This window comes from Pelagibius sp., assembly GCF_965227505.1.
Classification (GTDB): Bacteria; Pseudomonadota; Alphaproteobacteria; order Kiloniellales; family Kiloniellaceae; genus Pelagibius.
Map to the genome: position 1 here is coordinate 1,627,579 of NZ_OZ245757.1, position 12,370 is coordinate 1,639,948.

Sequence of the window (12,370 nt, forward strand, 5' to 3'; positions counted from 1 at the left end):
TCATGGACCGTCATCGGCAGTCTCGGTGGCAGTCTCGGTGGCAGTCTCGGTGGCTGTTTCGACAACCATGCCCTCGGCCACCGGCGTCAGACAGGCCTGGCTCTGGGGGCGGCCGTCGATGGTGCAGAGACAGCCGAAACACTGGCCGATAAGGCAATAGGGGGCGTTGGCCGACCCCGTCGCCGGGTTGCGCGCAAAGCTGCGGTAACCGGCCGCCAGCATGGCCGTGGCGACGCTTTCCCCGGGGCGCGCTTCGACCGCCTTGCCGTCAACGATAAGACGGAGGCGGTCCCCGCCCTCGCCACTGCGAAGGAAGGCTCTCATGCCACAGCCTCATCGAAGCGCGCCGCGGAGAAGGCCGGGTAGCGCTCCGCAAGCCGGCCTGCGAGAAGATCATCGGCCAGCTCCAGCGCATGCACCGCGGCCAGGGTGACGCCGCTGTGACAGGTCATGAGAAAGGCGCCGGGGAAGCGTTCGGATTCCTGGTAGATGGGAAAGCCGTCGGGCGAGAGCACGCGGAGGGCGCCCCACTGACGTACCAGCCGCGCGTCCGCCAGACACGGAAAGGTTTTCACCGCGCGGTCGACGACGGCGCGGGCAACCGCCTGGCTGGTGCCACGGTCAAAGCCCACATCTTCATGGCTGTCACCCAGCAGCACCGTCCCTTCCCCTGTCTGTCGGACGGTATGGCAGGCAAGATCGAGAAAGCGCGGCAGGCGTTCGGTTACCAGGATCTGCCCACGTTGCGGGCGCAGCGGCGCGGCCAGGCCCAGCGCCGGCGCCAAAGCGGCGTTGCCCAGGCCGGCCGCCAGCACCACCGTTCCGGCGCGGAAGCGCTGCGAAGCGGTCGACAGCGTGAAGCCGCCGCCGCGCTCGCCGCTCAACCCGGTCACCTTGCCCGTCACGATCCGGACTTTCGGCCGGCGCAGCAGGGCGCGGCGCAGCGCCGCAAGCGTCGCCAGCGGATCGGCAAAGCCGTCATGGGGACAGTAGGTGCCGCCCACCACCGCCGGGCCGATCGCCGGAGCGAGGTCCATCAGTTCCCCGCGGTCGACGATGCGGGTATCGTTGTCGCCGGGCGCCGCCTGATTGTGCATACGCTTCAGCGCCGTCTCGAAGCGCGCCAGTTCCTCCTCACTGAGTGCGAGCTTTGTGCCGCCGGTCCGGCGGTAGCCGCAGTCAATGCCGCTGTCCTCTGCCAACCCCGCGGCAAGACCGCTCCAGAGGTCGGCGGATCGGCGGCTGAGCGCGGCGTATTCGGCCAGACCCAGCCCCTTGCCCTGCACCCAGACCAGGCCGAAGTTGCCGGCGGAGGCATGGAAGCTGTCGTCGCCGGCATCGAGCAGCAGCACCTCGGCCCCGGCCCGCGCCAGGCCGTAGGCCAGCGCCGAACCGACAAGCCCGCCGCCGACGATGGCGATCTCATGCGTTTCCGCTCGGGTCTGCGCCATGGTGCCTTCACCCATGCAGCGTGAGCGCGGCGGGCTCGCCGGCGCTCCCCCGCAAGGCCGTCCGGTCATAGGCAAAGGCCGGGATCGGAAGCTCCGGCTCATGGCCAAGAGCGAGGTCGCGCAGGATTTCGCCGGTGGCCGGGCCGATGCCGAAACCATGCCCCGAAAACCCGGCGGCGAGGATCAGGCCGTCGACGCCTGGCGCCAAGTCGATCACCGGCAGGGCATCGGGCGTGAGGTCGAGCAGACCGGCCCAGATCCTGCGCACCCGCGCTTCCCGAAAGCGCGGCAGCACGGCGCCGACGAGATCGATGGTGCGCCTGACGCTGGCGGCCGTGGGTTCGACTTTCGGCCAGCCATCCCCGCTTTCCGTCATCTCGCCGTGCCAGTCCTGCACGCCGCTGGTGACCCGCAGGCAGCCGTCCGTCTGCTGCCGCGCGGCGCAGTCGGCATTGGCGACACCCAACACCGGCGCCAGCAATGACGGCAGGGGCGCAGTCTGGATCACCGTCACCATCGGAATGCGCAGGGGAATGGCGAGCCCGAGCGGCTCTAGAAGGGCATTAGCGCCGATCCCGCCGGCAAGGATGCAACGGCCCGCAGCGAGCAACCCGGCGGAGGTGCGCAGAGCGCAGAAGCGCCCCGCTGCGACCTCGATCGCCTCGACCCTCTCACCGAAACGGAAGTCCGCGCCGTGGCGCCGCGCCGCCGCAACGAAGGCGCCGACACTCGCCACGGGATCGGCATGGCCGTCGGTTGGACAGAAGGAGGCGGCGAGAACGTCCTCGGACACTGCCGGCGCGATGGCGCGCAGCGGCGGACCGTCCTCAAGGAACGCGAGATCGAGGCCAAGCGCGCTTTGCTCTGCGACGAGCGTGCGGATGGTCTCCACTTCCGACGGATTGCGCGCCAGGCGCAGGTTTCCGTCCTGGCGATACTGCGTCGCTGCGTCGAGTTCCGCATCGAGATCCGCCCAAAGCGCCACGGCCCGCCGCGCCAGGGGAAGCTCCGCCGGGTGCCGCCCGGACTGCCGCACGCCGGCCAGCGTCCAGCCGGAAGCCATCGCCGCCGGGCCGAAGCTGTCCACAACGGTGACCTTGGCGCCCGCCTTGGCAAGGCGATAAGCGGCACTGCAGCCGGTGATTCCGGCGCCCACGATGGCGACGTCGGGCAGTGTCACGGGACTATTCTCATTGGGCGAATCGCTCATAGCGAAAGGCATGGGGATCGACCACCGGATCGCGTCCCGAGGCGAGCTGTGCGGCCAGCTGACCGACCCCGGGGCCGAGGCCAAATCCGTGCCCCGAAAGGCCGGTCGCCAGGACCAGGCCCGGCAGCTTCCCGACCTCGCCGATGACCGGGATCTCGTCCGGCATGACGTCGATCATGCCGCCCCAGCGTTCCACCGGCTGCGCCTCGGCAAGCTGCGGAAAGATGGTCCTTGCAGACCGCATCACCCTGTCGAGAAGCTGATGGTCGGGCGCCGGATCGAAGACCCGCAGCGCCTCAAAGGGCGTCACCTCGTCCGCCTGCCAGCGGTGACTCCCCAGGGGGCCGAAGAAGGCGCTGCCCAGGCGCAGCTTCATGATGTGCCAGCGGTCCTTCAGGATCGGCGTAAAGGCTAGGAAGTGCCTGAAGGCCGCCGGAATGATATCGAAGCGGGCGGCCCCGGAGCGGGCGACGGTGTAGCCGCCGTCGACACGCCGGCGGACAGAGGCTCCGTTGGCGCCGAGGGTGCTGTTGGAGATCAGCGGCGCCGCCGAGGTGCGCTGGGCCGAGGACTGGACCGCAAGCTGCGGCAGCGGCAGGCCGAGATTCTCCAGGAATGGACGCGACCAGACACCGCCGGCCAGCACCACGGCATCGCAGGCGATCGCGCCATGTTCGGTGACCACCTGGGCGACCCTGCCGCCGGCGGTTTCGATGCTGCGGACCGCCGTGCCCTCAAAGATCTCCGCCCCCGCCGCCGCGGCGAGCTGCGCCACCGCCGGCACGGCGCGGGATGGCTCGGCGTAGATGTCGCTGGGCGTGTGCAGGGCGCCGACGAAAGGCCCGCCATTCCGCCCCAGCATGGCATCGACCTCGGCGCCGGTCATCAGCCGGGTGTCGATCTGGAAGTCCTTCGCCTGCTCCAGCCAGGCCGCGTGCCGGGCGAGTTCCGCCTCGCTTTCGGCCAGGTAGGTGGAGCCGCCTTCGCGCAGACCGATGTCGGTTTCCAGCCGTGCATCGATCTGCCGCCAGAGCTTCTGGCTCTCGATCATCAGAGGCAGTTCGCGCAGATCGCGGCCCTGTTTTCGGATCCAACCCCAGTTGCGCGAGGACTGCTCGCCGGCAATGCGTCCCTTCTCGCAGAGCACCACCGGGACGCCCCAGTCCGCCAGCGTCAGTGCTGCCGTCACGCCGGCGACGCCGCCGCCGATGACCACCACGCCGGCGCGTTTGGGCAGCGGGCGTTCGGCGGTATGCGCGAAGTCGAGGGTCACTCTGGGCCTCTTTCGAAAGCGGAATCCTGCGCTCGGTTTTCGAGCCGACACCCTTCGAACCTAGCGCGGAGAAAAGCCGGCTGCCAAGCGTCATGCCAAACAAGGGGTCAGGAGGCTGCGGGAAAACGGTTCGTCAACGCCGCATCGACAGGCCGGATTTACGGCCGCGCGCAATGACCTCTTCCAGATGAGTGATGAAGGTACTGGCCGCCGTCGTCAGCGGACGTCCGCGCACATGCACCACCGCCATCATCACCTCCACCGCCGGCTTGATGGGCCGGACGGCGAGGTCCGACCATTGTTCGAACCAAAGACTGAACTCGTCCACCAGAGCGATGCCGGAGCCAAGCCGCACGAGGTCGCGCAGCAGGGTTGTCGGTTCCGCCTCGATGGAAATCGTCGGCGCCGGGTCATCCGGGATCAGACGCTCACGAATGCTGCGGGCGAAAGGCAGGTTGCCGCGGTAAGCGATCAGTGCGCGGCCCTTCAGGTCCTCGCGCTGCAGAACCGCCTTCGCCGCCAGTTCGTGATCGGGCCGCATGATGGCGATGATGCGCCCGCTGCTCAGCGGCACCGTTGCCGCCAGCGGCTCCTCCTCCGTGTAGTGCACGACGCCCAGGTCGATGCGCCCGGACGCGGCATTCTCCAGGATCAGAGGCGGCGCCTCGACGTTCACGAGAATCCTCAGATCCGGATTGGCCGCCGCCATCGCGACAACGGCCCGCGGCACGATGGTCGCGGAAAAGGCCGGCGCGGTTGCCAGGCGAAAGGGGCCGCCGCCGCGATTGCGGATGTCGGTCACCAGGCTCTGAAAGGCGGTCATCTCCTCGCTCAGGCGTTCCGCCTCGCGGGCCAGGATCACCGCTTCGGCGGTCGGGCGCAGCCGCCCTTCGATGCGTTCGAAGAGACGCATGCCGGCAACGTCCTCGAGGCGCTTCACCGCCTTGCTGACCGTCGGTTGGGAAAGGTTCAGCTCCGCGGCCGCCCCGGTTGCGGAGCCTTGGCGGATCACCGCCGCAAGAACCTGCAGATGCCGGCTGGAAATCATGGCTATTCCATTTCGGAATGATTTTCGGAACTTTTGTAATTTGCATTATGCCGTTGGCCGGCGGAACATCAAACCCTGGCGCGGCCGGTGCGATGCCGCGGTCTATCCGCCGTGCGGGGACGTTTCGTCCCTGCCATCGCGCCGTGCGCCGTGGTTCTGACGGAGGGGAGCCACGTGTATCGCGAAAGCCGACTGAAGGCGCGACTGCGATCGGGGGAACCGACGCTTGGCTGCTGGCTGTTCATGGGCAGCCCGGTGGTCAGCGAACTGCTCGCCCACGCCGGCTTCGATGCGCTGATCGTCGATCACGAACACGCCCCCGGCGGCCTCGAAACCGGCATCCACCAGATGCGCGCGATCCAGACGACGCCCACCACCGCGCTGGTGCGCGTTGCCGACAACCAGCCGATGTACTTCAAGCAGAACCTGGACGCAGGAGCCGAAGGTCTCTTGGTCGCCAACGTCGAAAGCGGCGAAGCGGCGGAGGCCGCCGTCGCCGCCTGCCGCTATCCGCCCCAGGGCATACGCGGCCACCAGACGGGGGCTTCGCGCGCTTCCGACTGGGGCTTCCTGCCGCCATCCGAATACTACCGGACCTGGGAGCAGAACTTCCTGCTGGCACTGCTGATCGAGTCCGACAAGGGTGTCGCCGCGATTCCCGAGATGTGCGAACTGCCGGAGGTCGACATGCTGTTCATCGGGCCGACCGACCTCAGCGGCAGCATCGGCCGGGCGCGCGACTTCGACGCGCCGGAGTTCAAGGAACTCATGGCGGAAGCGGAGCGCCGCATCCTTGAAGGCGGCAAGTGGCTGGGCGCCGTGACCCTGCCCGGCGACAGCCCGGCCAAGCAGTTCGAGCGCGGCTACCACTTCGTCACCAACGCCAACGACGTGACCCTTCTGCGCGAGGCCGCGCGCGGTGCTGTTGCCGCCGGTGCCGCCGACGCGCAGGCGGTGGGAGGCTAGCCATGGGCAGCTGGCGGGTCGGCGTCGATTCCGGCGGCACCTTCACCGATGTCTGCCTGCTGGAGGAGGAGAGCGGGCGGCTGGCGGTGTGGAAAGTGCCGAGCACGCCCGAAGACCCCTCGGTTGCGATCTCCGGCGGCGCGCGCGAGGCGCTGGACCGCTTCGCCGGTGACTCGGCCCTGGTGGTTTTCTTCGGCCATGGCACCACTGTGGCGACCAACGCCCTGATCCAGCGCCGCGGCGCGCGCATCGGCCTGATCACCAGCGAGGGGTTCCGCGACCTTCTGGAGATCGGCCGCCAGCGCCGGCCGGACCTCTACGACCTGCAGGCCGACAAGCCGGAATTGCTGGTGCCGCGGGACCGCCGGCTGGAGGTGCCCGAGCGCATCCTGCATGACGGCGCGGTGCTTTCGCGCCCGAGCCCGGAGGTGATCGAAGAGGCCGCCCGCCGTCTCGCCGCCATGGGTATCGACGCCTTGGCGATCTGTTTCCTCTACAGCTTCCGCGACCCCACCCACGAACGGCTGGTGGCGGAGATCGCGGAGCGGCAGCTGGGTGATGCCTTCGTCACCTGCTCCTCCGCCGTCTGTCCGGAGTTCCGTGAGTTCGAGCGTCTCAGCACCACCGTGGTCAACGCCTTCCTTGGCCCGGTGATCAAAAGCTACCTCTCGCAGCTGGCCCCGCGCCTCGCCGACGCCGGAATCCAGGTTGAACCCCACATCACCCAGTCGAACGGCGGCACGATCTCCTTCGAAACGGCGGCCGAGTTGCCGGTGCGCACGGTGCTGTCCGGCCCCAGCACCGGAGTCATCGGCGCCCTCGAGACCGCCCGCGCTGCGGCGATCGAGAACATCATCACCTTCGACATGGGCGGCACCTCGACCGATGTTTCGCTGGTCGAGGCCGGCCGGCCGCGCACCACCACCGAAGCGGAGGTGCACGGCTATCCGCTGAAGGTGCCGATGATCGACATCCACACCGTCGGGGCCGGCGGCGGCTCCATCGCCGATGTCGACGCCGGGGGGCTGCTGAAGGTCGGCCCGCGCAGCGCCGGGGCGGCGCCCGGCCCGGTCTGCTACGGCCTCGGCAACGAGGAGCCGACGGTGACCGACGCCAACGTCGTCATGCAGGTTCTCAACCCGCGCGAACTGCTGGGCGGCCGTATGATCATCGACCGCGACAAGGCGGTGGCGGCCATCGAGCGCCTCGCCGCGCGGCTCGGTCTCGACGCCCTGGAGACCGCCGCCGGCATCGTGCGGGTGGTGACCGCCAGCATGGCACGGGCGATCCGGGTGATATCGGTGCAACGCGGCCACGACCCGCGCGACTACTGCCTCGTCGCCTTCGGCGGCGCCGGTCCCCTGCATGCCAGCCGCCTGGCCCGCGAATTGGAGATCCCCAGGGTTCTTGTGCCGCGCAATCCCGGCATCCTCTGCGCACTGGGCCTGCTGCTCACCGACCTGCGCCACGATCTCTCGGTGACCCGCCGCCTGCGCCTGGACGACGACGCGCAGGACGCGGTGAGCGACGCTTTCGCGGGCCTGAGCCAGGACGCTGCGGCGTGGTTTGCGCGCGAAGGCGTCCCGGCTGAGCGGCGCCGCTTGGTGGCCTCCGCCGACATGCGCTACGCCGGCCAGAACTATGAACTCAACGTGCCGCTGCAGAAGACCGACGGAGAGGTACCGCTGACCGACGTCCTGCGCGCCGGCTTCGAGGCGGCCCACCAGAGGCTCTACGGCTACACCGCGCCGGAAGAACCCATCGAGGTCATGACCTTCCGCATCGAGGCCTATGGCCTGGTGGACAAGCCGAAGCTCGGCGCGGCGCCGCAGGCCGGACCGGACGCGGCGGCTGCACGCATCGGGGAGCGCGAGGTCTATCTGCCCGAATGCGAAGGCTTCGTCGCCTGCCCAGTCTACGACCGGGAGCGGCTGGCGCCGGGCAACCGCATCGCCGGGCCGGCGGTCATCGAGCAGATGGACTCCACCACCCTGGTGCTGCCGGAGCAGGACGCGACGGTCGACCCGCATCTCAACCTGATCCTCGAATCCCGGACTGCGGCATGAGCGAGCAGCGCAAATCCGTCAACGGGGCCGAAGTCGGGGCCGGAAATAGGACCGGGAGCAGGGCCGGGAATTGGGCAGTCGACCCCGTCACCGTCGAGGTCATCGGCAACGCCATCTCCTCGATCGCCGAGGAGATGGGCGAAACCCTCATTCGCGCCTCCTATTCCACCAACATCAAGGAGCGGCGGGACTGCTCCACCGTCCTGTTCGACGCACGCGGACGCACCCTCTACCAGGCCGAGCACATCCCCATCCACCTGGGTTCGCTGATGGGCGTCGTGGAAGCGATTCTGGAGCGCTATCCCGCCGACCAGATCTGCGAGGGCGACGTCTTCATCGGCAACGACGCCTACACCGGCGGCGGCACCCACCTGCCGGACATCGTGCTGGCCTCGCCCATCTATCACGAGGGCGCGCTGGTGGGCTGGGCCACCAACCTGGCGCATCACGCCGACTTCGTCGACCGCGGCCATGCCCACATCTATCAGGAGGGCCTGCGCATCCCGCCGATCCGCCTGCAGCGGGCCGGCGAACTGCAGCAGGACGTGATCGACCTGATCCTGCTGAACTGCCAGGTGCCGCGGGAGCGCCTGAACGACCTGCGCGCGCAGCTGGCCGCCAACCGCTTCGGCATCGACCGTTTTCAGGCGCTCTGCGCGCGCTATGGCAGCGATTTCCTGAACCAGGTCTTCGACGAGCTGCTGGACTATGCCGAGCGGCGCATGCGTGCCGGCATCGCCGAAATCCCCGACGGCGTCTACGAGTTTGCGGACAGCTTCGACAGCGACGAACTGGAAGAGGCGCTCAGCTTCCGCCTGCGCCTCACGGTCCGCGGCGAGGAAATGGACCTCGATTTCCAGGAGGCCCCACCGCAGGTACGCGCCGGCCTGAACCTGGTGGAGACCGCCCTGCTGGCCACGGCCTACTACGCCGTGAAGACCGTGGTCGACCCACACGCGCCGCCCAATGCCGGCCTCTTCAGGCCCATCACCGTGTCGGCGCCCTACGGCTCGATTCTCAACGCCGCCCCTCCGGGAGCGGTGAACGGACGCACCAACACCTGTCAGCGGGTGGTGGATCTGGTGCACGGCGCCCTCGCCCAGGCGGTGCCCGAGCGGCTGGTGGCGGCCTGCAACGGCGCTGTTACCTCGGCCACCTTCACCGGTACAGATCCGCGCAGCGGTGCTTTCTACGTCTACCTGGAGACCCTGGGTGGCGGCTTCGGTGCGCGCGCCACCAAGGACGGGCTGGACGGCGTTCAGGTTCACGTCACCAACACCAGCAACCTGCCGGTGGAAGGCCTGGAACCGGAGTATCCCCTGATCGTCGAGCGCTACGAGTTGGTGCGCGATTCCGGCGGCCCGGGGCAGTGGCGCGGAGGCATGGGTATCCGCCGCCAGATCCGCGCCGTCGACCACCGCTGCCGCATGTTCATCTACGGAACCCGGGAGATCTCCGCGCCCTGGGGGCTCTTCGGCGGGCTCGAGGGCGGGCGCTACCGGGTCGAGCGCGGCGAGGGCGTGGCGCCGCTGGTGAGCGGCGTCGGCGAGTTGGCACCCGGCCAGTCGATCGCAGTGGTGACGCCGGGGGCGGGCGGCTACGGCCCCCCGGAACGGCGGGAGCCGGAGTTGGTGCGCCGTGACCTGGCAGAAGACCGGATCTCTCCGGAGACCGCGCGCCAGGCCTACGGCCTTGTTTGGAGGGAGGATAGCGAAGCGGTCGCCAAGGCTGGCCGCTGAGTCACAACAACACGAACGGGAGGTTAGGGAAAATGAGCGATAAGCAAAAAAAGATCTTCGATAACCTCAGCCGCCGCCATCTGCTCGGTGGCATGGCCGCCCTCGGCGGCGCGGCCCTCGCCGGCGCGGAATTGGCGGGGCCGGCCTTGATCGGACGCGCCCGGGCCAAGACGCCGGGCACCCTGGTGTTCGGCTTGTCGTCCTATCCTCCGGGCATCAAGCCCTGGGAGAACAAGGGCACCGCCAGCAACACGGTCAAGCTGCAGGTCTTCCGCGGCCTGCTGGGCTACGGCCCTGACGGGCGTCTACAGCCGGAGCTGGCCGAGTCCTGGGAAATCCCGGACGCCCGAACTTACATCATCAAGCTCCGCGACAACGCCTACTTCCACAACGGCGATCCGGTGACCGCCGAGGACGTGAAGGTCTCTCTGGAAGCCATCGCAGCAGAGGACTCCACGGCCCACCTGCGGTCGCGTTTCGGCATCGTCGAGTCCATCGAGGTCTTCGACCCCAAGACGGTCAAGATCACCCTGAAGGAGCCCCAGGTCACCTTCATCTATCTGCTTGCCAGCGTCCATTCACACATCGTCTCGGCCAAGGAACTGGCCAAGGACCCCGACAACTTCGTCGGCGCCGGCCCCTATCGCATGGTCGAGGTCGAGCGCGGCACCCGCATGGAACTGGAAGCCTTCGACAGGTACTACAAAGAAGGCCTGCCGAAGACCAAGAACCTGCGCTTCGATGCCTACAAGGACGAAAACCTGCGCGTTGCAGCATTGGAGGCGGGCGACGTCGACGTCATCGAGTACGTGCCCTGGCAAAGCATGGATGCCATCGGCGCGAATGAGAAGCTGAACCTGGACGTGGTCGACGGGCCCTTCATGTATCTGCTGTTCAACACCGAGGCCGGACCCTTCACCGACCCCCGCCTGCGCCAAGCGGTGGCCTATGCGGTGCAGCGCCAGGATGTCATCGCCGCCGCCTTTTTCGGCCGCGGCAACCTGCTGGGCGCGATGCCGATCCCCAAGGGCTCCGAGTTCTATGAGCCGAAGTTCGAAGGGCACTGGAAGCGCGACCTCGAAAAGGCCAAGGCCCTTATGGCGGAGGCCGGTTATCCGAACGGCTTTCAGGCAACGCTGCTGTCCACGGCACAGTACGGCATGCACAAGGACACGGCCGAGGTGGTGCAGCAGAACCTTGCCGATGCCGGTATCCAGGTGAAGCTGAACCTGCCGGACTGGGCGACCCGCGTCTCCCTGGGCAACCGCGGCCAATACGACTTCGCGGTGATGGGCTCGGCCGGCGACTTCAACGATCCCGACGCGCTCACCAATTTCCTCGACGGCAGCCGCGGTAACTCCTATGTCCGTTCGCTGGGCTTTGCCGATCAGGAAATCAACGCCCTTCTGGCCGAGGGGCGCCAGGAACTCGACCCGGCCAAGCGCAAGGCGATCTACGACAGGGTCCACACCCGGGCGCTGGAGCTGGCGCCCATCGTTCCCATCAACTGGCGCGCCCAGGGCTATGCCACCCAGGCCCATGTCTCCGGCTTCAAGAACATGCCCGGCTTCCTGACCTTCTATTCCGGCTACACCATCGAGAACACGGCCGTCGAATAGGAGGATCGGAGAGCGGACAGACATGGGCGGCAGCGGCCTGACGACCTACGTGGCCCGGCGTGTGTTGATCGCGCTGGGCCTCGTGTTCATCGTCACCACCATTGTCTTTATGGTGCTGCACCTCATTCCGGGCGACCCCGCGATGCTGCTTCTGAGCGGCGGCGGGGTCGACCCCTCGGCGGAGGCGGTGGCCGAACTCAGGCGCAAGCTCGGCCTCGATCAGCCGATCTTCACCCAGTACCTCAGTTACATCGGCGGCCTGCTGCAAGGCGACCTCGGCAATTCCTTCCAGGACGACCACCCCGTCGCCGCGGAGATCGCCAAGCGCCTGCCGCGCACCATCGAGCTGATCCTGGCTGCCGCCTTCCTTTCGGTGCTGACCGGGCTGCCGCTGGGAACCCTGGCCGCCCTGCGTCGCGGCGGTGTCACCGACCGCGCGCTCTCCCTGCTTGCCGGACTGATGCTGTCGGTGCCGGTCTTCGTGGTGGGCACCCTGATGGTGCTGGTCTTCGCACAGAAGCTGCAGTGGGTACCGGCCGGCGGCTTCGTCGAATGGTCACGTGACCCGCTGCGCCATCTCATCCACCTGCTGATGCCGGCGGTGACCATTGCCCTCGGCCTCTCGGCCGTGATCTTCCGCATGATGCGCACAACGGTGCTGGAAACCCTGCAGCAGGAGTGGGTGCGCACGGCGCGGGCCAAGGGGCTCTCCGGACGCACCGTGCTGCTGCGCCACGTGGTGCGCAACGCGCTGGGGCCGGTGCTGACGGTGCTTGGCCTGCACATGGGCACTCTTCTCGGCGGCACCGTGCTGGTGGAGTACGTCTTCAACTGGCCGGGGCTCAGCGGCTTTCTGGTGGTGGCGGTGGAAACCCGCGACTATCCGGAGGTGCAGGGCATCGTGCTGGTGATCTCCTTTCTTTTCATCCTGCTGAACCTCGTGGTCGACCTGCTCTATTCGGTGCTCGACCCGCGGATCCGTCTGGAATGAACGGGCG

The 12,370-nt window shown here is 68.1% G+C and carries 10 protein-coding genes; 5 read left to right on the top strand and 5 right to left on the bottom strand.

Annotation, left to right across the window (positions count from 1 at the left end):
• The 5 genes from ACO06P_RS07750 to ACO06P_RS07770 form a co-directional block, all read right to left on the bottom strand.
• Positions 1 to 324, bottom strand: a complete 324-nt coding sequence (locus tag ACO06P_RS07750) for a (2Fe-2S)-binding protein (RefSeq protein WP_420349428.1) — start codon at positions 322 to 324, stop codon at positions 1 to 3.
• A complete protein-coding gene (locus ACO06P_RS07755; protein ID WP_420349429.1) occupies positions 321 to 1,451 on the bottom strand; it encodes an NAD(P)/FAD-dependent oxidoreductase in 1,131 nt (376 codons plus the stop codon). The genes ACO06P_RS07750 and ACO06P_RS07755 overlap by 4 nt, the downstream gene beginning before the upstream one ends.
• Positions 1,452 to 1,458: 7 nt before the next feature.
• Positions 1,459 to 2,631, bottom strand: coding sequence for an NAD(P)/FAD-dependent oxidoreductase (locus tag ACO06P_RS07760; protein WP_420349430.1), 1,173 nt, complete (start codon positions 2,629 to 2,631; stop codon positions 1,459 to 1,461).
• Between the two features lie 10 nt (positions 2,632 to 2,641).
• Positions 2,642 to 3,934 carry an NAD(P)/FAD-dependent oxidoreductase gene (locus ACO06P_RS07765; RefSeq protein ID WP_420349431.1) on the bottom strand — a complete coding sequence of 431 codons (1,293 nt, stop codon included), beginning with the start codon at positions 3,932 to 3,934 and terminating at the stop codon, positions 2,642 to 2,644.
• A gap of 133 nt (positions 3,935 to 4,067) precedes the next feature.
• A complete protein-coding gene (locus ACO06P_RS07770; RefSeq protein ID WP_420349432.1) occupies positions 4,068 to 4,982 on the bottom strand; it encodes a LysR family transcriptional regulator in 915 nt (304 codons plus the stop codon).
• Between the two features lie 174 nt (positions 4,983 to 5,156).
• Between ACO06P_RS07770 and ACO06P_RS07775 the strand changes: the two genes are divergently transcribed.
• Genes ACO06P_RS07775 through ACO06P_RS07795 form a run of 5 tightly spaced genes read left to right on the top strand, consistent with a single transcriptional unit; the run spans position 5,157 to position 12,363 of the window.
• Positions 5,157 to 5,948: an HpcH/HpaI aldolase family protein gene (locus ACO06P_RS07775; RefSeq protein ID WP_420349433.1), complete on the top strand. Its 792-nt coding sequence runs from the start codon at positions 5,157 to 5,159 to the stop codon at positions 5,946 to 5,948.
• A 2-nt stretch (positions 5,949 to 5,950) separates the two neighbouring features.
• Positions 5,951 to 8,014, top strand: coding sequence for a hydantoinase/oxoprolinase family protein (locus ACO06P_RS07780; RefSeq protein WP_420349434.1), 2,064 nt, complete (start codon positions 5,951 to 5,953; stop codon positions 8,012 to 8,014).
• On the top strand, positions 8,011 to 9,753 hold the full coding sequence (locus tag ACO06P_RS07785; protein ID WP_421935166.1) for a hydantoinase B/oxoprolinase family protein: 1,743 nt from the start codon (positions 8,011 to 8,013) through the stop codon (positions 9,751 to 9,753). Before ACO06P_RS07780 ends, ACO06P_RS07785 begins: the two co-directional genes overlap by 4 nt.
• A 32-nt stretch (positions 9,754 to 9,785) precedes the next feature.
• Positions 9,786 to 11,372: an ABC transporter substrate-binding protein gene (locus ACO06P_RS07790; protein WP_420349436.1), complete on the top strand. Its 1,587-nt coding sequence runs from the start codon at positions 9,786 to 9,788 to the stop codon at positions 11,370 to 11,372.
• A 22-nt stretch (positions 11,373 to 11,394) separates the two neighbouring features.
• Positions 11,395 to 12,363 carry an ABC transporter permease gene (locus ACO06P_RS07795; protein ID WP_420349437.1) on the top strand — a complete coding sequence of 323 codons (969 nt, stop codon included), beginning with the start codon at positions 11,395 to 11,397 and terminating at the stop codon, positions 12,361 to 12,363.
• Positions 12,364 to 12,370: the final 7 nt, after the last annotated feature.

Bases quoted from the DNA above. Each gene is read 5' to 3' on its own strand.
- ACO06P_RS07795 (WP_420349437.1), top strand. From the start codon at position 11,395: ATGGGCGGCAGCGGCCTGACGACCTACGTGGCCCGGCGTGTGTTGATC.
- ACO06P_RS07750 (WP_420349428.1), bottom strand. From the start codon at position 324: ATGAGAGCCTTCCTTCGCAGTGGCGAGGGCGGGGACCGCCTCCGTCTT.
- ACO06P_RS07780 (WP_420349434.1), top strand. From the start codon at position 5,951: ATGGGCAGCTGGCGGGTCGGCGTCGATTCCGGCGGCACCTTCACCGAT.
- ACO06P_RS07785 (WP_421935166.1), top strand. From the start codon at position 8,011: ATGAGCGAGCAGCGCAAATCCGTCAACGGGGCCGAAGTCGGGGCCGGA.
- ACO06P_RS07755 (WP_420349429.1), bottom strand. From the start codon at position 1,451: ATGGCGCAGACCCGAGCGGAAACGCATGAGATCGCCATCGTCGGCGGC.
- ACO06P_RS07790 (WP_420349436.1), top strand. From the start codon at position 9,786: ATGAGCGATAAGCAAAAAAAGATCTTCGATAACCTCAGCCGCCGCCAT.
- ACO06P_RS07770 (WP_420349432.1), bottom strand. From the start codon at position 4,982: ATGATTTCCAGCCGGCATCTGCAGGTTCTTGCGGCGGTGATCCGCCAA.